This window comes from Nocardia sp. CA-136227 (assembly GCF_050955695.1).
Taxonomy (GTDB): Bacteria; Actinomycetota; Actinomycetes; order Mycobacteriales; family Mycobacteriaceae; genus Nocardia.
The window spans coordinates 5,856,742-5,883,363 of record NZ_CP192081.1 but is presented as its reverse complement, the minus strand read 5'-3'; the positions used below and the strand labels follow the sequence as shown (position 1 = coordinate 5,883,363).

The window sequence follows — 26,622 nt, the reverse complement described above, 5'->3', positions numbered from 1 at the left end:
TGTTACACAACAGATCTTGCACACAATAGGCATGGGTTTCCGATCGGTTCGTACCCGGTGGCGGCGGGTGACAGCAGTGGCCGCCGCGAGTGAACGAGTTCTAATCTCGGCTCCGATGGCAGTGTTCGACATCCATCAAATCCGTTAAGAGACAAGGGGAACCATGAACTCGAGCGATCGACCTCTGGTGCGGCTGTCGGCCGGTTCCATGTCGGGTACGGAAGTTCAGGCAATCGGGGGAACGGGGCACGGCGAGGTGGTCCGAGCCGCGACGGCGTCGCTGCGGATCGGGGATCACCCGCGAATCGGCGGTATCGATGCCGAACATGTCGAGCGGCTGGCGGAATCACAGCACCGGCTGCCGCCGATCCTGGTGCACCGCCCGACCATGCGGGTGATCGATGGGGCGCATCGGCTGCGGGCGGCCGAGCTGCGCGGCGATGCGCAGATCGACATCGTGTATTTCGACGGCGGTGAGGCGGACGCCTTCGCGCTGGCGGTGCGGGCGAACGTCCACCACGGCCTGCCGCTGTCGTCGGCCGACCGTGCGGCGGCGGCGCTGCGCCTGTTGCGGACTCATCCGCAGTGGTCGGATCGCGTGCTCGCCTCGGTCACCGGCCTCGCGGCGAAGACGATCGCGGCGATGCGGTCCGATTCCCGCGGTGCCGTCCCGCGGGTGGAGGCCAGGCTCGGGCGCGACGGCAAGGTCAGGCCGGTCGACACCGCCGCCGGCCGGGCCAGGGCCAGCCGATTGCTCGCCGCGCGACCGGATGCCTCGCTGCGCGAGATCGCCAGTGCCGCCGGGATATCCCCGGCCACGGTCCGGGATGTCCGGGCTCGGCTGGACCGCGGTGAGGACCCGGTGCCGTCGCGCGCCCGGCGCACCCCGAAGCCGGTCCAGGTGCGTGGGCAGACCGCCGGTGATCTGCTCCGTGCGATGTATCGCGACCCCTCCCTGCGGATGTCCGGCTCCGGCCGCTCACTGCTGCGGCTGCTCAGTTCGCCGCTGCTCGACGAGCGCACCCGCGAACGACTGGTCATGACCGTACCGCCACACTGCGCCGATCTGGTCGCCCAGGTCGCGCTCGAATGTGCCGCGGGCTGGCGCAAATTCGCCGATGAACTGGCTGCGAGCCCGCGTGCAACCGACGACCGAATCGCAGTTGAACGCGGTTGAACACGGCATTGCCCGGGAAAAGTGAATCCCTCTAATCTCTGGCCATCGATCCGCGAGAACTGGATTCGAGTGGATGCCAGAACGGAAAGGGCTGCCGATTATGTCCGACACGCAATCAACAAGATCCATAGATTTTCCGGACGGCACTGTCGCCGTGGTCAATACATTCCCTGCCGAACACACAAGTGAAGCACCGGTTGTCGTCGTCTGGCCCGGTATCGCGGCGCCCGGTGCACTGTATTCCGGATTGGCGACGGAACTCAGCCGTCAAGGCTTCACCGTCGTGGTCGGCGAATTGCACGGTCAGGGGAATTCGTTTCCCCGGCCGCGGCGTTCGAGCCGCTACGGCATGCACGACCAGGTCATCTACGACTACCACCTGACCACCGAGTACGCGCGTGGCCTCGCCGCCGGACGTCCGGTCTACGTCTTGGCGCACAGCTTCGGTGGCCAGCTCGCTGTCTGTCATATCGCCCGTGATCAGCGCATTGCCGGGCTGATCCTGGTGGCCTCGGGGTTGGCGCCGGTGTCGGAGCTGCGGGCGGTGTCGATGCGGCGCTGGCTGGGCGCCCGCGCGCTGTTCGGCGCTATCGCCCGGATCGGCTGGCTGCCCGCCACCAAGATACTGGGGCGGCCGACCCGTGGCCTGACTGTCGACATCGCGAACATGGTGTTGTCCGGGAAGTTCGAGCCGCGCGGGGCGGAGTTCGATTACGAAGCTGCCATGAGCCGCAGTGCGACGCCGCTCCTCGCGATAAATTTCGCGGCCGACCGGCGCGTCTCGATTCGTGAAACGGATCTGCTCGTGGGCAAATTCGGCCGGGCGCCGCTGCGGCGGGAGGTCGTCGACGCGGGGCTGGGGCACATGTCGTGGTTGAAATCGCCGCAGCCGGTCGCCGAGATTGCCGCGGAATTCATCCGCGAACTGTCGGCGGACAAGCCGGAGAAAGAAACTCGGGCCGTTGCCTGAGTTCCCGATCATTCGAAATCTTCTATGCCAATCGAGGTGAAAAGCACATGACCGAGGTCAAGGGCTGCCCTGTGGATCATTCACAACTGAATGTCCTGGGCGGCGACGGCGAGACACTCCCCATGCCCGGTACCCGCGACAAGTACGGCTTCGCCACCGCGGTGAACACCAAGAAGAACGGTCTGCTGGGGGTGGTCGAGCAGCTCTGGCGCGAACACGGCGATGTCTCCGAGCTGCGGGTCGGTCCGCGCCGACTGGTCGTGTTGGCCCATCCCGATCACGTCCGGATGGTGACGCTCGAGCAGATGGACAAGTACACCAAGGGCGCAAGCTACGACCCGGTGCGCAAGTACTGGATGGGCGACGGCGTCGCGACCAGTGTCGGCGCGCAATGGAAGTCGCAGCGTCAGGTGCTGGCGCCCTTCTTCACCCCGAAGTCGGTGCGTGAGTACGTGCCGTTGTTCTTCGAGGACGTGCAGTGGTTCAGCACCCGCTGGACCCCGGAGTCCGCGGGCGCCGAACCGGTGGACATGGTGCCGGAGATGGCGACGCTGACCGCCTCCATCCTGCTCAAGACGCTGTTCAGCACCGCGGGCCGGGATGTGATCGCCCAGTTGAAGGGCGCGGTGGAAACCATGATCACGTACACCTCCGGGCGCAATACCGACAAGTTCAAAGCGCCCGAATGGGTTCCGACGTCGGGCCGTCGCAGCTACGACCAGGCGCGGCAGCGGGTCGACGAGTTCATTCTCGGGGTGATCACGGAACGTCGGCGGATGCCGGCCGAGGACCGCCCCGACGACCTGCTCACCAAGATGATCGCCAACGAGTCGAAGCTCGGCCCGGCGGATCGGGCCGATATGGTCCTGCGCGACCAGTGCGTCACGATGTTCATCGCCGGGTACGAAACCACCGCGCGCACCCTGGCTTTCGTGTGGTACCTGCTGGCCAACAACCCCGAATCCGCCGTCCGGCTGCGCGCCGAGGTGGACGCTCTGCCCGACGATTTCACCGTCGACGACCTCGACCGCGCGCCGTACTCGCTGTGTGTGATCAAGGAGGCGCTGCGTCTGCATCCCCCCGCGCCGCTGTACCTGCGTGATGTGGTGGAGCCGGTGCGCATCGGACCCTATGTGGCGCAACCGGGTTCGATCGTGGTGGTCGCGCCCTATCTCACCCATCGGCATCCCGATTTCTGGACCGACCCGGAGCGGTTCGATCCGGATCGCTGGGCCGACAATGCCGAGAAGAGCATGCACCCCTTCGCCTTCCACCCGTTCTCGGCCGGACCCCGGGTGTGCATCGGCAAGAGCTTCGCCTATCTGGAGGCGCAGATCCTGCTGGTCACGCTGGCCCGGTTGTTCGCTCCCGAGCGGGTTCCCGGCTACGCCCCGAAATGGCGGATGCGCGGGGTGCTCGGGCCCGAGGGCGGCATGCCGATGACCATCAGGCGGCGAGTGAAGTGACCGTAACCGATGACAGGACGGCCGCTTCCGTGATCGCGGCCGCGCCGGAGAAGTTCGTCGTCTCGGTTCCGCAGGAGACGCTCGATGACCTGAGGGCCCGCCTGCTCGCGACCCGCTGGCCCACCGATATCCCCGAGGACGAGACCTACTACGGCACCAGCGTCGCGTACATGAAGGAGCTCGTCGCCTACTGGATCGACGAATTCAATTGGCGGGCGGCCGAAGCCGAGATCAACAGCTACGACAACTACCGCGCGATCGTCGACGGTGTCCCGATCCACTATCTCCGGGAACCGGGCCGGGGCCCCGCACCGATCCCGCTGATCGTGACGCACGGCTGGCCCTGGAGCTTCCGCGAATGGACGCGGGTCGTCAAGCAGCTGGCCGATCCCGGTTCCTACGGGGGCGATCCGGCCGACGCGTTCGAGGTGATCGTGCCCTCGCTGCCCGGCTTCGGGTTCTCCGCGCCCACCGGGCGGACTGATCTGAACTTCTGGAAGATGTCCGAACTCTGGCACAGCCTGATGACCGAGCATCTCGGGTTCGGGAAGTACGCGGCCGGCGGCGCGGACTATGGGGCGCTGGTGACCGCACAGCTCGGCCACGCGCGGGCCGCCGACCTGCACGGCATCTGGCTCGGGCATCCGGTCCACCTGGACGTGTTCCAGGGTGAACGGCCCTGGGACGGCACCGGCGGGTTCATGGTTCCGCCGGGCGTCTCCGACGAGATCCGGGACGGCATCCTCGCGTTCCAGTACCGCTACGCCTCCCACAGCGCGGTCCACATCCTCGATTCCCAGAATCTGTCGTTCGGCTTGGCGGACTCGCCGGTCGGCATGCTGTCGTGGATCCTGCGGCGCTGGACCGAATGGAGTGAATCGGGCGGGGATGTCGAAAGCGTCTTCCCCCGTGATCATCTGCTCGCCAATGCCACCATGTGGTGGGTCGGCAACACCATCACCACGTCGATCCGCGCCTACATCAATTCGAACCGCTACCCGTGGACGCCCGCCCACGACCGCACGCCGATCATCGAAGCGCCCACGGGATTCACCTTCCTCGGCTTCGAGAATCCGCCCGGTGTGACCACGGGCAATCGCGCCCGGGTCTTCCTCGACGATGCGCGCCACCAGGGTTGGTACAACCCGGTCCACATCGGCGCGCACGAACACGGCGGCCACTTCACCCCGTGGGAGAACCCCGACGCTGTCATCGAGGACATTCGGGCGACGTTCCGCACGCTGCGGTGATCGAGGAGAACACCATGTTCCGGCCGGCGGCCCGCGCGAACGCCACCCGTGGCCGCGTCACGCGGGCTGCTGGGTCTCCCGTTCGATGACGAGGGCGACATGTAATCGGCTGGGGCAGTCCAGCTTCGTCATGACTTGCCGCAGATGGTTCACCACCGTCCACTCGGCGATCCCGAGGCGATTCGCGATCATGCGGTTGGTCATACCCTCGGCGACCAGTAACGCCGTCTCCAGCTGCCGCCTGGTCAGCCGGGAAAGTAGCGGAGACGCCAGATCAGCGCGCGACAGCACTGGTATGGACAGTGCGTAGGCGACGGCCTCGTCGATGTCCGATACCGAGCCGATCGTGCTCACCGCCGGATCGGCGGAATGCTCGGCGGGCCGGGGCAACGAACAGCCGGCCCGGATCCAATGCGAAGCCGCTGAAAGACGGTGTACCTGTTCGGAATACTCCCCGCCCGCGGCATCGTAGGCCCGAGCACAGCCCTCCAGCGCAGTCACCATTTCCAGCGGGCTCATCGTCGGTTCTGTTGTCCGCAGAACGAGGTGGAAGACTTCCAGCGCGCGATGCGGTGCCCGGGCGCGCAGCAGGGTCCGGCCGAGCGCGTTGAGGACCGTCAGCCGATCACGACGGCGTGGCAGGGCGGCCGCGTGATCACGGAGGGCGGACCAGGTTTCGTCGTCCTCGAACGGCCCGTCGCCGAGTTCGATCACCGCTGCCATGAGCGCGGCGACCGGCTGCTCGGCGGGTGGGGCGGTGGCCGCGGGGAATCGGGCGAGCAGTGCGCGCGCCCGCTGGGGCTTTCCGGTCTCGTGGTGGGCCTGGGCCAGGGCGCGGCCCGCCCGGTGGACCAGGACGGGGTCGGTGCGGCGGGTCTCGGTGTTCCGGACGGAGGCGACCGGCGCGAGCAGTCGTTTCGCGTCCTGGAAACGCCCGGATCGCAGTGCCCAGCGGCCCAGGAGCTCGCGGCCCGCGGCCATCACCGCGGGCGGGTGGGCGCCGGAATCGACCGCCGCCAGCAGGGTGGCGACGATGGCCTCGGCATCGGCGAGCAGTGCCCGCTGGATCCAGACGTCCTCCAGCTCGGACAGCAGCTCGATGGCGTCCCGGTACGCGTCGTGGTCGATCAGGTACCGGACGGTGGCGAAGAGGTCCGGCAGCCAGCGGTCGACCAGGCGTAGCCCCTCGGCGCGGCCGTCCGGCTCGGCGAGCAGCCGAGTGATCTCCCGGGCCAGCAGGCGGAGCCCTTCGGCGCGTCGGAAGCGTATTCGTTCCGCGAGTACCCGATCCGCGTACAGCAACTGACGGCAGAACGACCGGGTGAAGCCCGAGATCGCATAGGTGTAGTGACCGTTCTCGGCGACCGAGTGATCGAGCAGGCTGCGGTCCACCAGCTCGGCCAGCTTGCCAGCGATCGGATCACCCCGCTCGCCGCTGAGCAGCAGTACCTCCTCCAGATCGGTGAGGACCTCGGAAGCGGCGACGTGCAGCAGCACGAAGAGGCTCATCTCGTCGAGATCGCTGAGCCCCCATGTCACGCACGCGCGAATACTGCGGTGCCGCACCGGGATATCGACGAAGGGGGACGGCGGCAGCGGTTGCCCGGAGCGGATTCGCTCCAGTGTTCGTTCGACGCCGAGCCGGCCGAGAGAGGTCGCGGCGAGCTCCAATCCCACTGGAACGCCATTCAATTCGGCCGCGATCTGCTCGAGCTGTGACCGGTCCGCGGCGGTCGCCGCGTCGCGGAACCGGGTTTCGATGCAGTTCGACAACAGCTGCGCGGCGGGACTGAGCGCGGACCCGTCGGATACGACGGACAGCGGCGGAACCAGGTAGAGCACCTCTTGATACAGGTCGAGCGCGTGGCGGCTGGTCGCGACCACGGTCAGTCCCGGGCACCGGGCCAGCACGGAGGACAGTCCGGCCGCGAGATCGCGGGTGACGAGATCGCAATTGTCGGCCAGCATGATCAGTGGTTCCGGGCCGATTCGCGTCGCCACCGTGTCCGGTCCGAGCGGGGTGGTGTGCGGCTCCGCGGTGCCACCCAGTGCGTCCAGGATAGTCCGCCAAGCCTGTTCGCCGCCGCTCACCTCGGCCAAATCGACCGATACGACCCGACTCTCGGCGTCCTGCAGAGCGGTGGTGGCCAGCCGGCTCTTGCCGACACCAGCGCCCCCGGTCACGGTGAGCAACCGGATTCGCTGGTCGAAGACGAGCTCGCGAAGGTCGGCAAGCTGTGATGCCCGTCCGATCAGGAGGGGACTGCGACGGGATTCGGGCATTCTCCACCGTTCCTGTGTCGGAGCTCGGGTGGACGACGTGCGGCCAGACCGGTGATTCAGTCGGCGACGCTGCCTGGTGCTTCCGACCCTAGTGAACGAGCCTCCTTCCGCAGACCGTCGCGAGGGTGACAGATTGTTGCTCTCGCCGGTGAATCCGCACGGTGTTAGGTTCGGTCTCCCGCCGCCGGTGACCGCGGACACGGCCGGGGTGGTTGACGGGGGTGCGGTGGGGGCGCATGGTGGGCCGATGGGCGAAGACGCGCGGGCCGGTCTGAAGTTCTCCAGTCTGGACAGTCCCCTGTTCGACGGGGCGGGGGCCACCAAGGGGGAGCTGATCGACTATCTCGAGGCGGTGGGGGAGCGGATGGTGGGGGCGCTGCGGGAGCGGCCGTTGTCGGTGGTGCGGGTGCGGCCGGGGCAGGAGCCGTTCATGCAGAAGAACCTGCCGAAGTACACGCCGGAGTGGGTGCGGCGGAAGACCTTGTGGGCGGGGAGCTCGAAACGGGAAGTGTCGTACGCCTTGTGCGATGACGTGCGGACACTGTTGTGGTTCGGGAACCAGCGGGCGGTGGAGTACCACGTGACACTGCTGCTCGCGGAGGACCTGGTCGACTATTCCGGTGGGCCAACCCATCTCGTGCTGGATATCGATCCCGAACCGGGACAGCCGTTCTCGCAGGCGGTGGCCGCGGCCGAGCTGATCCGGCGGGCGCTGGCCGACGACGGGCTGGCGGGGGCGGTGAAGACCAGCGGGTCCAAGGGGGTGCACATCTTCGTGCCGGTGCGGGCGGGGGTCGATATCGAGGACGCGGCGGCCGCCACCCGGGCCATCGCGGCGCGCGCCGAACGGCTCGACCCGGACCTGGCCACCACGGCCTTCATTCGAGAAGACCGGGGCGGCAGGGTTTTCCTGGACTCCACCCAGGCGGGCGGGGCGACGGTGGTGTCGGTGTACAGCCCGCGGGTGCGGCCGGGCGCGACGGTGTCGTTCCCGGTCAGCTGGGCCGACCTGCCGGAGATCGATCCGCGCGATTTCACCGTGCGCACCGCCGCCGCCATCCTCGGCGACCGCGATCCGTGGGCCGAGGCCATGCCCGAACCGCAAACGCTCCCGGCGGATCTCATCGCCGAGGGCCACACCATCCCGGTGGCGCGGGTGCAGGCCATGCACGAAGGCAAACGCCGCGCCCGCGCCCGCCGCGCGGACTGATCGAGTCCTATGATGATGGGGGCGGACATGACTGTCCTCCTTTCGAAAACTGTTTCAGCTCAACGAGAAACGCTGTTCGGCCCGGCGCTGCAGTCGCCGCCACACCAGCCGGTTGATGGTCACGGTGACGACGCTCATCACCACGGTGCCCAGCAGCACCTTCGGAAACAGGTCCGTCGCGGTGGCATTGGTGATGTACGCGCCCAGCCCGTACGCCTCCAGATGGGTGCCGCCCGCCTCGACCACCTCGCCGACCAGCGTGGCGTTCCAGGCCCCGCCGAACGCGGTGATCGCGCCGACCACATAGCCGGGGGCGATCGCGGGCAGGATCAACGACTTCCACCGCAGCCACCCGTGCACGCCGAGATCGTCCATGGCCTCACGCAGATCGGTCGGGATCTGCCCGGCCGCGGCGATCACGTTGAACAGCACGTACCACTGCGCGCCCAGCGCCATCAGCACGATGCCGCCGATATTCAGCGAGACGCCGGTCCAGGTGAGCGCCGCGATCACGAAGATGAACAGGAACTGTGCTGGGAAACTGGCCAGCACCTGCACCACCGGCTGCGCGAACCGGCACACGCGCGGGTTCAGCCCGATCCACACCCCGACCGGCACCCACACCACGGTGGATACCACTAGCAGCACGATCACCCGGCTCAGACTCGCCAGGCCCATGAGCGTGGCGGGCCCGAATTCGGCCAGCCCGACGGTCCTTTCGAAGTAGGCGGCCAGGGTCCAGGTGCCCCAGGCCAGCGCCGCCAGCAGCAGCGCGAAGAAGACCACGTCCCCGGCCCGGCTGCCGGGACGGTCGTCGTAGGCGGACCGGGTGCTGCGCCCGAAGACTCGCATGACGCGATCGATCCCCTCGCCGACCGGTCGGCTCACGCGAGCCAGCCGCCCGGGCACGGTGCTGCGCCGCAGCAGGTCCAGCACGAGACTGCGTGGTACTTCGGCGCTTTCGGTGTGCTCCACCCGGAACCGCTCCGACCACGCCGTGAGCGGCCGCCAGAACAGCACGTTCACGACGACGATGGTGGCCACCATGACCAGCGCGCCCAGCAGCAGTCGCGACATCTGCCCCTGCGAGGTGGCCGCCGCGATGAAGCTGCCCATGCCCGGCAGCGCCTCTTCCCGCCCGGACACGGTGATGACCTCGGACGCGGCGAGCATGAACCACGCGCCGCCGAAGCTCATCATCCCGTTCCAGATCAACGGCACCATGGCGGCCGGCACCTCCAGCTGCCACAACCGCTGCCAGCGGGTGAGCCGCAGCATGCGGGCTGCGTCGTCGAGCTCCCGCGGCAGGGTGCGCACGGCCTGGTAGTAGGCGAAGGTCATGTTCCAGGCCATCGCGGTGAAGATGGCGAACACGCACACCGCCTCCGCGCCCAGGAAGGAGCCGCGGAACAGCGCCACGAACGCGGTCACCGTGATGGAGACCAGCGCCAGCACCGGCACCGATTGCAGTACGTCCACCATCGGGACCAGCACCTTCTCCGCCCGCCGCGAATGCGCTGCCCACTGGCCGACGACCATCGTGAACAGGATCGAGGCCGCCAGCCCCAGGAACATCCGCAGCGTGGTGCGCGCCGCGTAGTACGGCAGTTCCCGGGGATCGGTCGACACCGCTTCCGGTCCGGAGCCCGGCGTCCACGGCACCGACATATCGCGGAACAGCCGCAGCGCCACGGCGATCAGGAACACGGCCATGCCGAGTACCAGAAAGTCGACGGCGCGCAGCCGATTTCGCGGACGCGGCATCGGCTGCCCTGTTTCGGGACGGTTGGGAATGGTGATCTGGAGCGTCATTGGATGAATCCGCATCTAATCGAAAAAGGGCGCGCGGAAATAGGCGCACGCCGAATCACGCGAAAGGGTGATGGTGGCGTCGCCGAATATCGGGGAATTACGAGTGCGCGACAGGAGGTCCGGGGTCGTCATCAGCTGTCATCCGACCGGCACCTCCTCATACAGCTCATACGCGGATTCATCAGCGCACACGAGGGAGATCGACCCGGGGAATCCGGGGAGGACGCACACCCCTCTCGTCAGAGCTTCGGCACTGCACGACGTGTTCCGAATCGGAAAGCCACTTTGGATTACCCCTTAATCCGGGGAAATCTGTCCTAACCTTGGGCGTCTCTCGACGTCGTGAGATCAGTGGCCTGTGTTCGTGCAGGAGCCTCGCCTATCGAGGTGCGTTATCGAACGTAGTAAGGCCCCGATGAATTGTCAAAGTGTGTCCGCGCACGATCGGGCCGATTCGCCTAGTCTGGTCCGCGTGACGAGAGCGATGCGCGCGGCGGTGGGGATCGCCTTGATCGGGCTCGCGGTCGCGGGGTGCGGGAACTCCTCGGACCAGCGGGCCGCGGCGACCCCGACGGCCGCGCCCAAGGCGGCCGCACCGTCTCCCGACACCATCGGCCTGTGCGGCGGCGTGTCCGACGCCGAGGTGGTCGATGCCACGGGATCGGCCGGTGTGCAACGGATTTCGGCCAATCCGATCGGCTGCGCCTGGCAGCCCGCCACGGGCGGCGACTACGCCGTCACCTTCCACTGGTTCCGGGGCAGCTCGCTGCAGGACCGCCGCGACCAGGTCACCACCGGCAGTCCCGCCACCGTCCGGATCGCCGGGCAGCCGGGCATCGAATGGCGGGGCGCGCAATCCTGCGAGGTCGCAGTGGCATTCGGCGACACCGACTTCATCGACTGGTCCGAACGGTCGAGCGCACGCGCCTGCCAGGGCATCGAGCAGCTGGCCGCGGCCACCCTGACGCAGGCGGGACAGGGCTGATGGCGCGCCCGGGGGTGCGAATCACGGTGGCGGCCTTGCTGATCGCCGCCCTGTCCGGGTGTTCGCACAGCGATCGGCAGGCCGACGCCCGCCCGGCGGCCGATCCGAACCTGCTGGCGGGCTGTGGCCCACTGGAGGATCAGAAGCTGGCCGCCGCCATCGGCGTCACCGGGATGCGGCGGCAGAGCGAGCCCACGGTGTGCGACTGGACCGCCACGAATCCCGGTGGCGGCGCGGTCGACATCACCTATGCCTGGCTGCGGGACGACACGCTCGCGCGGGAGGTGCGGATCGCCGACCGGTTCGGATACCGCGTGGAGCGGCTCGTGGTGCGGAACTTCGGCGGCATGTACTGGCGGGATCCGGCGGACCCGGGTGGTTGCGCGGTGACGGTGGCCGACACCGGTACCGTCACCTGGTGGGTGCGAAACCGCGATCACACCGCGCGGCCCGATCCGTGCGCGGCGGCCATGAATCTGATGAACGCGACGCTCTCGGTCGACGGCATCTGACGCGCGCGGGAACCGGCCTCAGTGCTCGAGGAACGTGGCGACGATGTTCCAGAACATGTTCGGGTCCACGGTGTGGAAATCCCAGCTCTCGGTGAGGCTGTGGGTGGTGCTCACGATGGACTTGATATCGAAGTCGTGCCGGGTGGCGGTGCCCTTGGCCTCTACGGCGGTGACGACGTAGGCGGTGGCGGTTTCTGCGGTGTGGGGCACGAGGAAGCTCCAATCGAGTACCGGTCCGGGGGAACGCGTGACAGTGTCCTGGCGTTTCCGACCAGTCTGATTTCCGTCCGCCCCGCGCGGGAGTTCCGAAAGCGCCAAACCGGTCCGGGACACGCCAACCTTGCTGTGAGGTAGCCGGAATACCGTACGGTAGGTGCGATTTCGGCTCCTCAACACGGGTCTTCGGGTCCCGGATCGGCCCGGTCCCGCCACCGTTGCACCGCCCGCCGCAGGCTCGCCGGATCCGCGTATCCCAGGAGTTCCGCCTGCTGGGCGCGTGGAAGGTGTTCGGCGCGTTGCAATCTGCGGCGACGCGCGTGATCCACCTCACGCCGCCAAGTGGTTCCGGCCTCGGCGAGCCGGCGTTGGAGTGATCTCGGCGATGTCAGCAGCCGCCGCGCAACCACTTCCAGGGTCGCCGCGCCATTGGCGAGAGCCAGATCGATGGCGTCGCCGAGCTGCTCGAGCCAGGTCACCCCGACCTCCGGGGTGGCGGGCAGGGTGGCCGCGTAGGTCAGCAGCACCGCCGTCAGTTCCGGATCGGCCGACTTCATCGGCAGCGCCAGATCCGCGGCCCGCAGCGTCAGCGCATCCGCCGGGGCGTCGAAATCGATTGCGCGGGTACCGAACAGCTCGGTGAAGGTGGCGAGATCGGCGGGCGCGGACTGCCGGAAACTCACCCGCGCCGGCACCACCGGGCTGCGGGTGGCTGCGCGGGCCCGCCCCACGAGCAGCGCGAAAGTGGCCTGTATCAACAGTTCCCGGCCCCGGCAGTCCTCCATGGCCGACCGCACCTCGTAGCAGACCTCCTGTTCGTCGCGGCGCGCGACGCGGAAGCCGTAACTCGTGCTGAGACTGCCGGTATGGCGCACGCACGCCTCGAGCGCGTCGCCGAGCGTGGCCGCGGACAGGAACAGATATTCGAGCAGCCCGAACTCGCCGGTGGTGCTCTCGTCGGACACGCGCAGCGCGATATCGGGATCCCCGGTCTCGCGCTCGATCAGCTCCCACACCCGCAGGCAGTACCGGGACGACACCCGGGTGCCCTCACCGCCTTCGCGCCAGGCGGGTACGCCCGCCGTCCGGGCGATCCGGTCGGCGTCGAGTCCGGCCCGCGCCGCCCGCTGCAACGCGAACCGGGCCATGAGAATGCTGTCGTGACAATCGGATCGAGTGTTCACGGCCGACCGTCACCACGTGGCCCGGCGGCGAGCGTTCGCCAGCTCCCGACTCCAACTGGTTCCGGCCGCGGCCAGCCGCCGCTGCACGGTGCGCGGGCTGGTATCCAGCCGTCGCGCGATATCGGATAGTGAGACGGTGTCGAGGGATACCGTCGCGCGGAAGTCCGCGGTGTCGCTGTCCGGACCGGGTGGGGCCGGATCGCTCAGTGAATCGAGTTCGGCCGCAAGCAGATCGACCCAGGCCCGCGCGGGCGGCGTGGACAGGGTGGCGACCGCCGCGCCGCGCCGTAGGACGGCGGCCAGGCCCGGATCGGCGGAATGCTGAGGCCGGTCGAGGTCCGTGCGGCGCAGCGTCAGGCTGTCGACCTCGGCCCCGAAATCCACTGCCGCCGTGCCGAAGAACTCCCGGTAGGGACCGTGCCGTCGGGGCGCGCGTTCCCGCAGGGTGACCGCCACCGGCGTGATCCGCGCCCGCGTGGCCAGCCGGGCCCGGCCGGTGAGGAAGGCGAAACTCGCCTGTGCGGCGACCTCCGTGCCCCGGCCCCGCGCCGCCGTCTCCGCCGCGAACGTGACCTGCCGATCGGTCTCGGCGACCACGGCCACCCGCCGGCTGCCCGACAGCCGCGACCCGAATTCCCCTACGGCCCGGAAGCCTTCACCGACCGTCGGCGCGGTCGCGAGCAGGTAATCCATCATCCCCAGTTCCCCCATTCCATGTCGTTCGGCCGCCCGCAGTCCCACGTGCGGCACATCCACCCTGCGCTCGAACAACTCCCACAAGCGGGGATAACACTGACCCGGAACACTTCCCGTCGAAGCGTCCAGCGCGCTCGGCCCGATCCCCGCCGCCCGCGCCAACGCCACCGGATCCACACCCACGGCCCGAGCCCGGGTGAGTACGAAGCGCGCCAGCAGCACGCTGTCCGGTCCGGTCACCCATCCACCTCGGAGCCTGGAGATCCTGCACCGCAGCCGATCCCGGGCGTCATAGCGCGTCGTCCGGGGGCGGCGTCTCAGGTTCGGGGCCTTCGAAGTGCCGCTTGCGGGCCCGGTCCACCTCCAGCCGCCAGGTGGTGCCGGATTCGGCGAGGCGGCGCTGGAGGGTGCGGGGGCTGGTGTAGAGCCGCCGCGCGACGTGTTCGAGCAGCGCGTCGGTGCCGTCGAGCACCTCGGCCAGCGCCGTGGCCACCCGGTCGGGCCATTCGGTGGCGCGCGGGGGCGGCGGCGGCATGGTGGCGGCATGGCGGCGCAGCACCGCAGCCAGCATGGGGTCCGCGGTGATCTGCGGCCGCTCGAAGTCGGTGTTGCGGTAGGTGATGCGGTCGACCGGCGCGCCGAATTCCAGGCGGGCCGTGCCGAACTGCTCGGTGAACGCGTCCAGATCCCGCGGCGCGCGCTCGCGGAACTCGATGCTCACCGGATCCATCGGCTGCCCGGTCATCTGGCGCATGCGCGAGACCAGGGAGGACAGCGCCATCTGCACCGACAGCTCGCGGCCGCGGCCCTCGGCGTTGACGGTGTGCACGTCGAAGGTCGACTCGGTCTCGGTCTGCTCGCCGGGATCGATCCGGAAGTTGGTGGAGATGGACCCGATGAACGGGCCCAGCACGGTCAGGCCGGCCCCGACGGTGTCCGCGGTGGAGATCAGATAGTCGATCAGCCCGAACTCGCCCAGCCGGTAGCTGCCGGTGGCGCGCAGGGTCGCGTCGGGGTTGTCCAGCTCGCGTTCGAGCAGCTCCCACAACCGGGGGAAGTAGTGGCTCGGCACCCTCGCGGCATCGTCGGCCAGCAGCCAGCCCGGAATGCCCGCGGCCCGCGCCAGGCGGGCCGGATCCACGCCCGCGGTGCGGGCGCGCGACAACACGAAGCGGGGCAGCAACACGGAGTCGGAGGTGTGCACGTGCCAATGGTGAGGGCAATTCCGGGCCGGAAACCCGGAATTCGCGGAACTGTGAGGCAGCCCGCTCGTCAGGCTCTGATGAAGGTGGCGGCGATGCCCCAGAAGCGCTCGCGGGCGACCGCGCGGAAATCCCATGTCTGCGTGATGTTGTGGGTGGCGCTGACGATCCCGGACACGTCGAAGTCGTCACGGGAGGCGGTTCCCTTGGCCTCCAGGGCGGCGATGACGTAGGCGGTCGCGGATTCCACGGTGTGGGACACGGGTGTTCCGATCTGTCGCAGGGGCAGGGCGGGTGGTCGGGGTGGAGCGGGTTCAGCGGGTGGTGTCGGTCAGTACGTCCTCGTAGCGGTACTCGGTGGGGATGGTGAAGCCTTCCGCGTGCGCCTGTTCCTCGCGGTGGCGCAGGTCCACGCGGCGGATCTTGCCGGAGATGGTCTTCGGCAGTTCGGTGAACTCCACCCGGCGGACACGCAGGTAGGGGGCCAGGTGGTCGCGGGCGTATTCGAGGATGGCGCGGGCGGTTTCGGCGTTGGGTTCCCATCCCGCCGCCAGCGAAACGTATGCCTTCGGCACGGCAAGCCGCGTGTCGTCCGGTTGCGGGACCACGGCGGCCTCCACCACGGCCGGATGCTCGATGAGCACGCTCTCCAACTCGAACGGCGAGACCTTGTAGTCGGAGGATTTGAACACGTCGTCGGTGCGGCCGATGTAGGTGATGTAGCCGTTCGCGTCCCGGGCCGCGACATCGCCGGTGTGGTAGTACCCGTTCGCCATGACCGCGGCATTGCGTTCGGGATCGCCGAGGTAGCCGGTCATCAGGTTGACCGGCCCCGCGGACAGGTCCAGGCAGATCTCGCCCTCGTCGGCGAGCTGCCCGGTGATCGGATCCACCAGCGCCACCGGCACACCCGGCGCGGGACGGCCCATGGAGCCGGGCACCAGCGGCTGTCCGGGCGTATTGCCCACCTGCAGGGTGGTTTCGGTCTGGCCGAAGCCGTCGCGGATGGTCAGGCCCCACGCCTTCTCGACCTGCGCGATGACGTCGGGGTTCAATGGTTCACCCGCGCCGAGGATTTCGCGCAGCCCGGCCGGACGCTCGCCCAGATCGGCCTGGATGAGCATGCGCCACACCGTGGGCGGCGCGCAGAACGTGTTCACCTCGGCCCGCCGCAACTGCGCGAGCAGGGCGGCGGCGTCGAAACGCGCGTAGTTGTAGACGAAGACGGTGGCCTCGGCCAGCCACGGCGTGAAGAAGCAGCTCCAGGCGTGCTTGGCCCAGCCGGGCGCGCTGATGGCCAGGTGCGTGTCGCCGGGCCGGACGCCGATCCAGTACATGGTGGTCAAATGACCGACCGGGTAGCTGATCTGGGAGTGCTGCACCATCTTCGGCTTGCTGGTGGTGCCGGAGGTGAAGTACACCAGCAGCGGATCGGTCACCTCGGTGACCGCCCGGAACGGACCGGCCGACTCGACCGCCGCGGCATCGGCGTAGTTCTGCCAGCCGGAGACGGCCCCGCCGACCACGATTCGGGTGTAGTCGCCGGGCACCTCGTCGAACTTGCCCGCGTCGCCCTGATTGGCGATGACGAAACGCGCTCCGGCCCGCTCGATCCGGTCGCTCAGGTCGGCCGGGCCCAGCGCGCCGGTGGTCGGCATGATGACCGCGCCCAGTTTGGCCACGGCCAGCATGGCCTCCCACAGCTCGACCTGATTGCCCAGCATGAGCATCACCCGGTCGCCCTTGGCCACGCCCAGCCCGGCCAGCCAGGTGGCCACCCGGTCCGAGCGCTCGGCCATCTCTGCGAAGCCGACCTTCTGCTCGGACCCGTCCTCCTCGACGATCCAGAGCGCCGGCCGGTCGTTGCCGCGGGCGATCACGTCGAACCAGTCGGTCGCCCAGTTGAATGCGCCGGACAGTCGCGGCCACGCGAAATCGCGCACCGCCGCGTCGTAGTCGGTGGCGACGGCCAGCAGCCCGTCACGGGCCGCGCGATAGGCCTCGGTATTGGCGGTGCTCACGCGTTCTCCTCGGTCAGTCCCAGTAGCCGCGCGCTGATCTCCCGCATCTCGACCTTGCGAATCTTGCCGGTCACCGTCATCGGGAACTCCTCGACGACGTGCACGTACCGCGGCACCTTGAAGTGCGCGAGTTTGCCGGTGCAGAACTCGCGCAGGCTCGCCGCGGTCAGTTCCTCCGCGCCCGGCCGCAGCCGGACCCAGGCCATCAGCTCCTCGCCGTACTTGGCGTCGGGCACGCCGATCACCTGGGCGTCGAGGATGTCGGGGTGGGTGTAGAGGAATTCCTCGATCTCGCGGGGGTAGATGTTCTCGCCGCCCCGGATCACCATGTCCTTGATCCGCCCGGTGATGGCGACATACCCGTCGGCATCCATGGTGGCCAGGTCGCCGGTGTGCATCCAGCGCGCGGAATCGATGGCCTCCGCGGTCTTCTCGGGCTGACCCCAGTAGCCGAGCATCACCGAGTAGCCGCGCGTGCACAGCTCGCCCGCGGCGCCGATCGGCACCGTCACCCCGGTCACCGGGTCCACGATCTTGACCTCGATGTGCGGCCCGGCCCGGCCCACGGTGGCGGTGCGCTGCACCAGCGAATCGTCGCGGCGGGTCTGGGTGGACACGGGGGAGGTCTCGGTCATGCCGTAGCAGATGCTCACCTCGCGCATGCCCATCCGCTCGATGACCTGCTTCATCACCTCCACCGGGCACGGCGATCCGGCCATGATGCCGGTGCGCAGCGAGGACAGGTCGTAGGCGTCGAAGTCCGGGGCGGCCAGTTCGGCGATGAACATGGTCGGCACCCCGTACAGCGAGGTGCAGCGTTCGGCCGCAACGGCTTCCAGGGTGGCGCGCGCGTCGAAGGCCGGGGCCGGGATCACCATGGCCGCGCCGTGCGTGGTGGCGGCCAGATTGCCCATCACCATGCCGAAGCAGTGGTAGAAGGGGACCGGGATGCAGATGCGGTCCTGCTCGGTGTAGCCGCACAGCTCGCCCACGAAATACCCGTTGTTGAGGATGTTGTGGTGGCTGAGCGTCGCGCCCTTGGGGAAACCCGTTGTGCCGGACGTGTACTGGATATTGATCGGATCGTCGGTGGACAGCGCCGACTGCGCCGCCGCCAGCAGGTCCGGATCGGCCGCGCGCCCGGTGGCGAACAGGTCCCGCCACTCGGTGCTGTCGAGCAGCACCACCTGCTCCAGCTCCGGGCATTCCGGACGGACCTCGTCGATCATGGCCGCGTAGTCGGAGGTCTTGAACGCGGGCGCCGCGACGAGCAGGCGGATCCCGGCCTGACCCAGCACGTAGCGCAGTTCGTGGGCCCGGTAGGCCGGATTGATGTTCACCAGGATCGCGCCGATCTTGGCGGTCGCGTACTGGGTCAGCGTCCACTGCGGGCAGTTCGGCGCCCAGATGCCCACCCGGTCGCCCTTGCCGATCCCGGCCCTCAGCAGGCCCAGGGCCAGGGCATTCACCTCGTCGGTGAACTCGCGGTAGGTCCAGCGGATGCCGGTGGTGTAGTCGATGAGGGCCTCGCGGTCCGGATGCGCCGCCGTGGTCCGGTCCAGGTTCGCCCCGATGGTGTCGCCCAGCGGGGGAGCGTCCCAGACTCCGAAGGTGTAGCTCGTGCTCTCGGTCACACCAGTAGGATCTACGTCACACCCGGCCTCGACTACCCCCGAAAGGGGCTACCCGATGACTACGGCCGCCGACGGGCTCCTACGCCCCAGCGACGGCGACGCGCTGCGCGCCGAGCTGCGCGCCCTCGCCGCCCTGAGCAAGCTGCCGGTCGTCTTCGGGGGCGAGGTGAACGCGGGCACGCTGGTGCTCAGCGAGTTCGTCGGAACCCGGACCAACGGCATGCGGGGGCTGGCGGTCGCGCACAGCTCCGGGCTGGGCGGTTCGGCGGTGGCGACGGGCCGCCCGCGCTCGGTGGCCGACTATCGCTCGGCGTCCACCATCACCCACCACTACGACGTCCCGGTCCTGGGGGAGGGCCTCCGCTCGGTGGTGGCGGTGCCCGTGGTGGTGAAGGGCGAGGCGCGCGCGGTGATCTACGTCGCCAATCGCGAGACGGGGGTGATCGGCGACGGGGTGGCCGACGAGATGGTGCAGGCCGCACGGCGGCTCAGCACGGAACTCGCCATCCGCGACGAGGTGGATCGGCGGCTGCGGCTGTCCTTCGCGCGCGAACCCATGAACAGCGCCAATGTGATTGCCACCGAACAACTCCGGGATCTGCACGCGGAACTGCGGGGGATCACCCAGGTGGTCTCCGACGCCACGGCGCGGGCGCGGCTGCGGGACGTCACGGAGAAACTCGCCCGCCTGGTGTCCGGGGTGGCGGCCGCCGACGACGCGGTGACACTGGCTCCGCGGGAACTGGACGTGCTGTCCCATATCGCCCTGGGCTGCACCAATGTGGAAGCGGCCCAGCGGCTTTCGGTGAGTCCGGAGACGGTGAAGAGCTATCTGCGCAGCGCCATGACCAAACTCGGGGCGCACAATCGCCACGAGGCGGTCGTGCGAGCACGCCGCCTCGGGCTCCTACCGTGAGTGCTTCCCGACCGGAACGGGGTTCCGGGGCGCGCCCCCGAACCCCGTGAGTTGATCGACTAGTCGGAAACCAGGTGGCGGATGGATTCGCCGCCCTTGGCGTGATGCAGTCTTCCGAACCTGCTGTCGAGCAGGTGAGCCATGCTGTCGGCGGCCCCGGTGTAGGCGTCCTCGACGGTGGCCGCGCGATGCGTGGTGGCGACCGGCGGCTGGCCCTTGGGCCGGGCCTCGAGGGTGCACTTCTTGTCTTCGGAACCACCCTTGTGGCCGTTCACATCGGTGATGTGGGCCTCGACCCGGGTGAGATGATCCGCGAACCGGTCCAGAATCGCAGCGATGGTATCGGTTGCATCCTGGGCGATCGCGCCGCCACCGACGTTCTTGTCGGCGAAGACCTGGATTTGCATGGCTGGCATCTCCAATCTTCTCGGTAATAGCCGAGAACTTGCTGACACCTTCGACCATACCTACCCCGGCTGAGACTCGCCTGTGGGATCGCGCGCGTGGGACCGGAATCACCGCGCGGCGACCGGGTTCACCGCGTGGCGAGGTCCAGGACGGTCAGCGCCAGGTGCTCGGCGGCCTCCGGGTGTCCGAGGGCGCGGGCCGCGGCGGAAACGGCTGCGCGGGTCTCGGATTCGGTGAGCAGCTCGGTCAGTGCGGCGCGCAGATTGGCGGCGGTGGCGTCCTCGCCGACCAGGGCGCGGGCGGCATTGTGGTCGGCCAGGATCCGCGCGTTGCGGATCTGCTCGCCGCCCACCGAATGCGGGTACGGGATCAGCACCGACGGCTTGCCGAGGGTGGTGAGCTCCGCGAGAGTGCCCGCGCCGGAACGGGATATCACCACATCGGTCAGCGCCAGCACGTCCGGGAGCTCCGGGCCGATGAACTCGCGCACCAGGTAACGGCCGCGCACGTCCTCGGGCAGGGTGGCGGCGAATTCGCGCACCTGCTCGTAGGACAGCCGCCCGCACTGGTGAATCACGTTGGCGGAGTGCAGCAGTTCGGGCAGCAGCTCCCGGATCAGATCGTTGATCTGCACCGCGCCCTGCGCGCCGCCGGTGATGTAGACGGTAGGCAGGCCGGGGGTGTAGCCGTCCCAGTCGAGGGCCTTGACCGCCGCGGCGGGATCGCCGGTGGTGAGCGCGGGCCGAATCGGGTTGCCGGTGACCAGGGCCCGGCCTCGGACCTTGGCGGGCAGCATGCCGAGGGAGGCGTCGGAGGACAGCGCGATGCGGTCGGCCATCCGGGCCAGCAGCAGATTGGCCTTGCCGATGCCGGTGGTCTGCTCGTGGATCACCAGCGGGCGGCGGCGCAGCGCGGCGGCCATGCCGATGGGGGCGCAGACGTAGCCGCCGGTGCACAGCACCGCGTCCGGCCGGAAGCGGCCCACCACGCCCTGGGCGGTGAGCACGCTGACCGGCACCCGCAGCGCGTCGCGGGCATTGTCCTTGTTGAGCATCTTCAGTGGATTGCGGTCGCGCCGCAGCTTTCCGGCCTTGATGCCGGTGAAGTCGATGTCGTTCTCGGCCGCCACCCGCTGTTCGAGACTGTCGGGGACGCCGACCCACAGCACCTCCGCGGTGGCGCCGGCCTCGGCGGCCAGATCGCGCAGCGCCCGGACCGCGGCGACCGCCGGATAGGTGTGGCCGCCGGTGCCGCCGCCGGCGACGATCACCCGGACCCGGCCACGATCGCCCAGCCGTTGCAGGATCGGGGCGCGGTCGGCGGCGGGATTCGACATGGACGATCCTCCTGGGCGGGGTGGGTCGGGTGGGTGGGGCAGCGCCCAGGCTATCCCGGGAACGGCTCCGGGGACCGGTCCGGGAGGTACCGGTCGGTCGGAGAAGATTGCGGGGTGTTGGCGAGACGGCTACGGGCCTTTACCATGGTTGTGACACTGATCACGTTGTCGCAGTAAGAGTCACGTCTTCGCAGTGCAGTTCCGACGCGGTCCCGTTCGGCTTTTCCCCGAGTAGCGATATTTCCCAAAAGCAGTGCTCACCGGCATGTCCTCATTGATCAGCCCAGCGAGAGGGCCCCGCATTGAAGCCCTTCACCCTGCCCGATTTCTATTCACCGCACCCCGCCCGGCTCAATCCGCATCACGACTACGCCCGCGCCCACGCCGCCGCGTGGGCCGAGCGCCTGGGCATGCTCGGTGAGCCCGGGGTCGACGGCAAACCCATCTGGGACGCCGAGAAATTGGAGCGCATGGGGTACGCGCTGCTGTGCGCCTACACCCATCCCGATTGCGACGCCGAGACTTTGGCGCTGCTCACCGAGTGGTACATCTGGGTCTTCTACTTCGACGACTGGTTCCTCGACGCCTACAAGCGCACCGGCAACCGCGCCGAGGCCACCCGCTACCTGGCCCGCCTGGAAGAGTTCATGGCCGAACCGGGTTGTCCCGCACCGGAACCGGAGAACGCCTCCGAGGCCGGGCTGGCCGACTGCTGGGCCCGCACCGTGCCCGCCATGTCGGAGGACTGGCGGCGGCGCATGCGGCGCTCCACCCACAACCTCATGGTCGAATCCCTCTGGGAATTGGACAATATCGCCCGCGACCGGGTCGCCAATCCCGTCGAGTACATCGAGATGCGCCGCCGGGTGGGCGGCGCGCCCTGGTCGGCCGCACTGGTGGAATTCGCTTGCGGCGCCGAGGTGCCCGGCCGTTTCGCCGCGGAGCGCCCGCTGCGCGTGCTGTGCGAGACCTTCTCCGACGCAGTGCATCTGCGCAACGACCTGTTCTCCTACGAACGCGAGGTGCGGGTCGAGGGTGAGAACGCGAACATGGTGCTGGTGCTGGAACGGTTCCTGGGCTTACCCACCCAGGCGGCCGCCGAGCTCACCAATGACGTGCTCACCTCCCGCCTCGAGCAGTTCGAGCACACCGCGCTCGCCGAGGTGCCGCAGCTGTTCACCGAACGCGCGGCCACTCCCGAGGAACAACTCGCGGTGACGCGCTACACGCTGGGACTGCAGGACTGGCAGTCCGGCGGACACGAATGGCATCTGCGGTCCAGCCGATACATGAACAGTGGCGTCGACCGCGGTCCGACCGGCTTGGGTACCGCCAGCGCGCGGCTGCGGCCCGGGCTCAGGGTCCGGCTGAATCAGCATGTGCCGCCGCCCCGGGTGGCGGGTCCGCTGCCGGTCGACGGGCTGGAGATGCCTTACGTCGTGGGGGTGAATCCACACGTGGAGCTGGCCCGCGCCGATGTCCCGGCGTGGGCGGCGTCGGTGGGTCTGCTGGATCCGCGGGTCGGCTGGACGGCGGAATCGCTGGCGGACGCCGACTTTCCGGCGCTCCTGGCCATGGCCGACCCCGAGGCCGACGCCGACACCCTGAAGTTGCGCTCGCGCTGGTGCACCTGGGGCACCTACGCCGATGATCTGGGAACCCGGGTGTTCCGGGCCGATCCGGTCTCGGGCCGGGATCAATTGCGGCGCTTACCTCTTCAACTGGGCGAGACCGCGCCGCCGCCCTCCAGTCCGCTCGAGTTCGGTCTGGCCGCGTTGTGGCGGGAGACCTCGGCCGTGTGCGACGAAAGCGGCCGGAATCGCTTGCGTGCGGCGGTGATCGACCTCGTCGAGGGCTGGATCACCGTGCTGGAGAACGAGACCCGGAACCGTTTGCCGGACCCGGTCGACTATCTCGAATTGCGGCGGATCACCTCCGGTGGTCCCTTGTTCGGCGCGCTGGATGCTCTCCATTCGCCCGGAGTTGTCTCGGATCCGGCGGTCGCGGAACTCGCGGACTCCAGTATCGTCCGGCAGCTGCAACATTCGGCGCAGGACTACGCCGGTCTGGTCAATGATCTGTACTCGTATCAGCGGGAAATCGAATATGACCACGAACTGCACAATCTGGTGTATCTGACGCAGTCGTTCCTGGGCTGTTCGCGGGAACGCGCGTCGGCGATCGTGGTGGATCTGGCCAACGAGCGGCTGCGGCAGTTCGAACTCGTCGTCCGCGATCAGCTTCCGGGCTTCATGGCCGATCATCAACTGTCGGAGGAGGTTCGGGCCGCGCTGCTGACGCACGTCGATCGGCTGCGTGATCACATGGCCGGAAACCTGCACTGGCACATCAGGACCGGACGCTATTCCGAGGCAGCGCTGCGCGCGTCGCGGCCCAGGCCGATCCTCGGCCGCCCGGGGCCGTTCACCAGCGCGCACGCGGTCCCGGCGGCTCGTCGCTGAGCCGGTCGGTACCCACATCTCGCGGGCCCCGGCGCCCATCGGGTCGGCGCCGACCCGGTCGGGTCCGGCGCCGGGTCCGGCGACCACGATTCCGCAGCAGTTCACTGGAGGTTGCCATGAGTTCGTCGACAGCGGCCGATCCCGCCTTCTCCCACCGGAAAGGCGCGCGGGACAGCGGAATCGGGCCCGATGAGCGAGCCCCGTACCTGCTGCGGCGGGCCAAACGCCTGACCCGGCCGCTGCTGCGGGCCGCCTTCGACACCCTGCCCAGCGAACTGCGCCTGATGGCCGAGTACCACGTGGGCTGGCGCGACGCGAACGGTGCGGTGGCGGAGGGGGAGTCGGGCCGGGGATTGCGCCCGGCGCTGGTGCTCGCGGCCGCCGCGGCCCTGGACGCGAAGCCCGCCGCCGCCGTGCACGCCGCGGCCGCGGTCGAGATGGTCCACAACTTCACGGTCATCCACGACGACATCGTGGCGGGCGGAACCGTGCGCCGGGGGCGGCCCACGGTGTGGCAGTTGTGGGGTGTGGACGACGCGGTGCTGGTCGGGGACGCCCTGCACAGCCTGGCCATCTGGACCCTGGCCGACGCCCCGGCGACCGCGACCCTGGACAGCATCGCGCGGCTGGCGGACGTGGTCATCGAGCTCTGCCTGGGCCGGCATCAGGACCGGGCCCAGGAATCCGCTCCGGCCGGGTCGCTCGAGGAGTGCCTGGAGACGCTGCGCCACCAGCGGGCGGCCCTGCTGGGGTGCGCGTGCGCCATGGGCGCGTTGTGCGCAGGCGCGCCTTCGGAGGTGGTGGCGGCCATGGATCGGTTCGGCCGGGAGCTGGGCATCGCCTGTCAGCTGTGTGACGACCTGCGCGGGATCTGGGGTGAGCCCGGCAATCCGAGCCGACCGGTCGGCCATGACCTGATGCGGCGCAAGCATTCCTTACCCGTGGTGGCGGCCCTCGAGTCGCCGACGCCGGCTGGCCGCGAGTTCGCCGAGCTCTACTCCTCGGACACCGCCCTGGATCGGGAATCGGCCGCGCACGCCGCGGATCTCATCGCGCGAGCGGGTGGAAAGGCTTGGGCGCAAGCGGAATCCCTGCGCCATATGCGCGCCGCCGCGGACATGCTGGGGGGACGTCCCGCCGTGGATCTGCTGGCCTTGGCCGAATGCGTCGTCCCGCGCGATCGGTGACGCCTCGATAATCGCACCGATTCGAAATCAGACAAATCAATTCGACCGGGCGGTTCATATTGCGCCGCAATATCATTCCGTCGGGAACAATTGTGACTCCGCACTGCCTCTGTCAATAGGGATTAACCCCGGTGGCGCGCGTGTAGCGGATCGCTTGCGCTGGTGATGCTGGTATCTCGCCCAGCGAATTCGATAGCCGCGAAGGGACTTAAGTACTCGATTCGCAGGAATCCATTGCTCCAAAACTGCTGGGCTGTCACGATATCCCACACGCGGTGAGCGGGGTCGGTGCGATTCGCCGTCGAAATATCAACCAGGCGTGCACGTTTCGCTGTCGGCCGCACTCGGCCGCGCATTCGCGCCATGTCGCCCTGCCTATTTCCCAGGAGTTCGCGCATGACTAGGGGACCTGTCGCCGGACCCGGGCGCCTACCGGCGTTGGACCGCGAATCGGCCCGCGAGCTGGTCCGGGAACTGGCACAGGCCGCGGCCACCACGCGGACCGGGGTCCTGCGGGTGACCGGCGAGCCGGGCGGCGATCTCCATATCGTCCATGGGCTGGTGGTGATGGTGGACTCGCCCGGCGCGCCCGGGGTGCGCGAACTGCTCGCGCGCCCCGGGCGTACCTCCACCGGGGAGGCCGATCTGCGGGTGGTGACCATGATGGCCGCGGTGGACGGCTGTTTCGCCATCACCTCGGGCTGGATCGGCAACTGCTTCTGGCAGTCGGACCCGCACCCCGAATCCGCCGACGCGCCAGGCACATTCGAGGACACCGCGCCGCAGGGGCCCGGCTTCGAACCCGGGTGGCTGCTACTGGAGACCGAACGGCGGCTGGGCGCGCTCGCCCACGGCCGCATCTCCCCGCACCGCAATCACGTGCAGCTCACCGAACGCGGCCGGGTGTTGCTCAGCGGTCCGGGCAGCGGCCATCGCCGCGAGATCCTGCTGTGGTCCAACGGCCGCCGCAGCTGCCGCGATATCGCGAAGTTGTTGTGCCGCAGCCTCTACGCGGTCACCGTCGAGGTGGTCCGGATGCTCGACGACGACCTGCTCGTCATCGCATCGGTGGAAGCCGATCCGGCCCCGCTCGACCCGGCGCCCATCCACGGCGTGACCGGCCGCACCCTGCTGCCACGCCGCCGCCGCGGGGCCAGCGGCATCAATGACGCGCTCCCGCCCAGCCCGCCCCAGCCCATGCTGCGCGGCGGTCAACGAAGCCTCACCCCAAGGAAATCAGAGAGGACGCCATGAACAATCCGAGCGGAGCCGGCGCACCCGGCAGTATGACGGATCGAATCGCGACGCTGGTCAAGGTGCTGCGATCGGATGTGCCCGACTGCATCGCCGCGGGCGCCATCGATATGTCGACCGGCATGTTGCTGGCCGTGGAGACCGTCGACAACCACCCCACCGAAGTGCTCGATCTGCTCGCCGCGGCCACCCTGGAGCTGTTCCAGGGCCGCAATGTGGTCATGATCGAGAACATCTGGAAGGAGCGCCGCGGCATCCGCCTGGAGCGCCACTACTTCCAGGAGATCCTGGTCAACAGTGACAACCTCACCCACCTGTTCGTGCGGACCGAGAGCCGCGAGGACGTGGTCGTGGTGATGGTGTGCCGCAAGTCGGTCAATGTGGGCATGCTCTTCGCGCAGGCCCGGCGGGTGCTCAAGGATGTCGGCAGGCTGTGACCAC

The 26,622-nt window shown here is 68.8% G+C and carries 23 protein-coding genes and 1 riboswitch; of the genes, 12 read left to right on the top strand and 11 right to left on the bottom strand.

Annotated elements, in window-relative coordinates:
* Window positions 1-163: 163 nt before the first annotated feature.
* From ACQP06_RS27205 to ACQP06_RS27190, 4 genes are all read left to right on the top strand, one after another.
* Window positions 164-1,177 (top strand): ParB N-terminal domain-containing protein, encoded by a 1,014-nt coding sequence (locus tag ACQP06_RS27205; protein WP_433667283.1) that lies wholly within the window; start codon window positions 164-166, stop codon window positions 1,175-1,177.
* A 100-nt stretch (window positions 1,178-1,277) separates the two neighbouring features.
* Window positions 1,278-2,147, top strand: coding sequence for an alpha/beta fold hydrolase (locus ACQP06_RS27200; RefSeq protein WP_433667282.1), 870 nt, complete (start codon window positions 1,278-1,280; stop codon window positions 2,145-2,147).
* A 47-nt stretch (window positions 2,148-2,194) separates the two neighbouring features.
* Complete coding sequence (locus tag ACQP06_RS27195) at window positions 2,195-3,613, top strand: cytochrome P450 (protein WP_433667280.1); 1,419 nt, start codon at window positions 2,195-2,197, stop codon at window positions 3,611-3,613.
* A 29-nt stretch (window positions 3,614-3,642) separates the two neighbouring features.
* Entirely contained in the window at window positions 3,643-4,863 is a 1,221-nt protein-coding gene (locus tag ACQP06_RS27190; RefSeq protein ID WP_433667278.1) for an epoxide hydrolase family protein, read from the top strand.
* Window positions 4,864-4,920: 57 nt separating this feature from the next.
* Here ACQP06_RS27190 and ACQP06_RS27185 read toward each other — a convergent pair whose 3' ends face one another.
* Window positions 4,921-7,047, bottom strand: a complete 2,127-nt coding sequence (locus ACQP06_RS27185; protein ID WP_433667276.1) for a LuxR C-terminal-related transcriptional regulator — start codon at window positions 7,045-7,047, stop codon at window positions 4,921-4,923.
* Window positions 7,048-7,393: 346 nt separating this feature from the next.
* On the opposite strand from ACQP06_RS27185, the gene ACQP06_RS27180 reads away from it, so the two are divergent.
* Entirely contained in the window at window positions 7,394-8,356 is a 963-nt protein-coding gene (locus ACQP06_RS27180) for a DNA polymerase domain-containing protein (protein WP_433667274.1), read from the top strand.
* A gap of 54 nt (window positions 8,357-8,410) precedes the next feature.
* On the opposite strand, the gene ACQP06_RS27175 is transcribed toward ACQP06_RS27180, so the two are convergent.
* The gene (locus tag ACQP06_RS27175; RefSeq protein WP_433667272.1) at window positions 8,411-10,168 is read right to left on the bottom strand and encodes an ABC transporter permease; all 1,758 of its coding nucleotides are present in this window, start codon (window positions 10,166-10,168) and stop codon (window positions 8,411-8,413) included.
* A gap of 224 nt (window positions 10,169-10,392) precedes the next feature.
* A riboswitch (M-box (ykoK) riboswitch) is annotated at window positions 10,393-10,562 on the bottom strand.
* Window positions 10,563-10,640: 78 nt separating this feature from the next.
* Here ACQP06_RS27175 and ACQP06_RS27170 point away from each other — a divergent pair.
* Window positions 10,641-11,153, top strand: coding sequence for a DUF3558 family protein (locus tag ACQP06_RS27170; RefSeq protein WP_433667270.1), 513 nt, complete (start codon window positions 10,641-10,643; stop codon window positions 11,151-11,153).
* A complete protein-coding gene (locus ACQP06_RS27165) occupies window positions 11,153-11,665 on the top strand; it encodes a DUF3558 family protein (protein WP_433667269.1) in 513 nt (170 codons plus the stop codon). The genes ACQP06_RS27170 and ACQP06_RS27165 overlap by 1 nt, the downstream gene beginning before the upstream one ends.
* Window positions 11,666-11,683: 18 nt before the next feature.
* Here ACQP06_RS27165 and ACQP06_RS27160 read toward each other — a convergent pair whose 3' ends face one another.
* From ACQP06_RS27160 to ACQP06_RS27130, 7 genes are all read right to left on the bottom strand, one after another.
* Window positions 11,684-11,875, bottom strand: coding sequence for a hypothetical protein (locus tag ACQP06_RS27160; protein ID WP_379275014.1), 192 nt, complete (start codon window positions 11,873-11,875; stop codon window positions 11,684-11,686).
* Between the two features lie 179 nt (window positions 11,876-12,054).
* Window positions 12,055-13,029, bottom strand: a complete 975-nt coding sequence (locus tag ACQP06_RS27155) for an AraC family transcriptional regulator ligand-binding domain-containing protein (RefSeq protein ID WP_433667267.1) — start codon at window positions 13,027-13,029, stop codon at window positions 12,055-12,057.
* A gap of 45 nt (window positions 13,030-13,074) precedes the next feature.
* Complete coding sequence (locus ACQP06_RS27150; protein ID WP_433667265.1) at window positions 13,075-14,001, bottom strand: AraC family transcriptional regulator ligand-binding domain-containing protein; 927 nt, start codon at window positions 13,999-14,001, stop codon at window positions 13,075-13,077.
* A gap of 49 nt (window positions 14,002-14,050) precedes the next feature.
* Window positions 14,051-14,965 carry an AraC family transcriptional regulator ligand-binding domain-containing protein gene (locus tag ACQP06_RS27145; protein WP_433667263.1) on the bottom strand — a complete coding sequence of 305 codons (915 nt, stop codon included), beginning with the start codon at window positions 14,963-14,965 and terminating at the stop codon, window positions 14,051-14,053.
* 68 nt (window positions 14,966-15,033) lie between these two features.
* Window positions 15,034-15,225: a hypothetical protein gene (locus ACQP06_RS27140; protein WP_433667262.1), complete on the bottom strand. Its 192-nt coding sequence runs from the start codon at window positions 15,223-15,225 to the stop codon at window positions 15,034-15,036.
* Between the two features lie 52 nt (window positions 15,226-15,277).
* Window positions 15,278-16,984 carry an AMP-binding protein gene (locus tag ACQP06_RS27135; protein WP_433667260.1) on the bottom strand — a complete coding sequence of 569 codons (1,707 nt, stop codon included), beginning with the start codon at window positions 16,982-16,984 and terminating at the stop codon, window positions 15,278-15,280.
* Window positions 16,981-18,618 (bottom strand): AMP-binding protein, encoded by a 1,638-nt coding sequence (locus tag ACQP06_RS27130; RefSeq protein ID WP_433667258.1) that lies wholly within the window; start codon window positions 18,616-18,618, stop codon window positions 16,981-16,983. The genes ACQP06_RS27135 and ACQP06_RS27130 overlap by 4 nt, the downstream gene beginning before the upstream one ends.
* Window positions 18,619-18,673: 55 nt before the next feature.
* On the opposite strand from ACQP06_RS27130, the gene ACQP06_RS27125 reads away from it, so the two are divergent.
* The gene (locus ACQP06_RS27125; RefSeq protein ID WP_433667256.1) at window positions 18,674-19,534 is read left to right on the top strand and encodes a response regulator transcription factor; all 861 of its coding nucleotides are present in this window, start codon (window positions 18,674-18,676) and stop codon (window positions 19,532-19,534) included.
* 59 nt (window positions 19,535-19,593) lie between these two features.
* Here ACQP06_RS27125 and ACQP06_RS27120 read toward each other — a convergent pair whose 3' ends face one another.
* Window positions 19,594-19,950, bottom strand: coding sequence for a ribosomal subunit interface protein (locus tag ACQP06_RS27120; protein ID WP_357086450.1), 357 nt, complete (start codon window positions 19,948-19,950; stop codon window positions 19,594-19,596).
* A 119-nt stretch (window positions 19,951-20,069) separates the two neighbouring features.
* Window positions 20,070-21,278 (bottom strand): UDP-N-acetylglucosamine--N-acetylmuramyl-(pentapeptide) pyrophosphoryl-undecaprenol N-acetylglucosamine transferase, encoded by a 1,209-nt coding sequence (locus ACQP06_RS27115; RefSeq protein ID WP_433667254.1) that lies wholly within the window; start codon window positions 21,276-21,278, stop codon window positions 20,070-20,072.
* A gap of 302 nt (window positions 21,279-21,580) precedes the next feature.
* Here ACQP06_RS27115 and ACQP06_RS27110 point away from each other — a divergent pair, with 302 nt between their 5' ends.
* The 4 genes from ACQP06_RS27110 to ACQP06_RS27095 all read left to right on the top strand — a co-directional run bounded on the left by ACQP06_RS27110 (window position 21,581) and on the right by ACQP06_RS27095 (window position 26,618).
* A complete protein-coding gene (locus ACQP06_RS27110; RefSeq protein WP_433667252.1) occupies window positions 21,581-23,740 on the top strand; it encodes a terpene synthase family protein in 2,160 nt (719 codons plus the stop codon).
* A gap of 116 nt (window positions 23,741-23,856) precedes the next feature.
* Window positions 23,857-24,927: a polyprenyl synthetase family protein gene (locus tag ACQP06_RS27105; protein WP_433667250.1), complete on the top strand. Its 1,071-nt coding sequence runs from the start codon at window positions 23,857-23,859 to the stop codon at window positions 24,925-24,927.
* Window positions 24,928-25,323: 396 nt separating this feature from the next.
* Entirely contained in the window at window positions 25,324-26,181 is an 858-nt protein-coding gene (locus ACQP06_RS27100; protein ID WP_433667249.1) for a hypothetical protein, read from the top strand.
* Window positions 26,178-26,618: a hypothetical protein gene (locus tag ACQP06_RS27095; RefSeq protein ID WP_433667248.1), complete on the top strand. Its 441-nt coding sequence runs from the start codon at window positions 26,178-26,180 to the stop codon at window positions 26,616-26,618. Before ACQP06_RS27100 ends, ACQP06_RS27095 begins: the two co-directional genes overlap by 4 nt.
* Window positions 26,619-26,622 lie beyond the last annotated feature (4 nt).

Coding starts and splice junctions, on each gene's coding strand:
- ACQP06_RS27205 (WP_433667283.1), top strand. CDS start 164: ATGAACTCGAGCGATCGACCTCTGGTGCGGCTGTCGGCCGGTTCCATG.
- ACQP06_RS27200 (WP_433667282.1), top strand. CDS start 1,278: ATGTCCGACACGCAATCAACAAGATCCATAGATTTTCCGGACGGCACT.
- ACQP06_RS27195 (WP_433667280.1), top strand. CDS start 2,195: ATGACCGAGGTCAAGGGCTGCCCTGTGGATCATTCACAACTGAATGTC.
- ACQP06_RS27180 (WP_433667274.1), top strand. CDS start 7,394: ATGGGCGAAGACGCGCGGGCCGGTCTGAAGTTCTCCAGTCTGGACAGT.
- ACQP06_RS27175 (WP_433667272.1), bottom strand. CDS start 10,168: ATGACGCTCCAGATCACCATTCCCAACCGTCCCGAAACAGGGCAGCCG.
- ACQP06_RS27165 (WP_433667269.1), top strand. CDS start 11,153: ATGGCGCGCCCGGGGGTGCGAATCACGGTGGCGGCCTTGCTGATCGCC.
- ACQP06_RS27155 (WP_433667267.1), bottom strand. CDS start 13,029: ATGGCCCGGTTCGCGTTGCAGCGGGCGGCGCGGGCCGGACTCGACGCC.
- ACQP06_RS27125 (WP_433667256.1), top strand. CDS start 18,674: ATGACTACGGCCGCCGACGGGCTCCTACGCCCCAGCGACGGCGACGCG.
- ACQP06_RS27120 (WP_357086450.1), bottom strand. CDS start 19,950: ATGCCAGCCATGCAAATCCAGGTCTTCGCCGACAAGAACGTCGGTGGC.
- ACQP06_RS27115 (WP_433667254.1), bottom strand. CDS start 21,278: ATGTCGAATCCCGCCGCCGACCGCGCCCCGATCCTGCAACGGCTGGGC.
- ACQP06_RS27105 (WP_433667250.1), top strand. CDS start 23,857: ATGAGTTCGTCGACAGCGGCCGATCCCGCCTTCTCCCACCGGAAAGGC.
- ACQP06_RS27100 (WP_433667249.1), top strand. CDS start 25,324: ATGACTAGGGGACCTGTCGCCGGACCCGGGCGCCTACCGGCGTTGGAC.
- ACQP06_RS27095 (WP_433667248.1), top strand. CDS start 26,178: ATGAACAATCCGAGCGGAGCCGGCGCACCCGGCAGTATGACGGATCGA.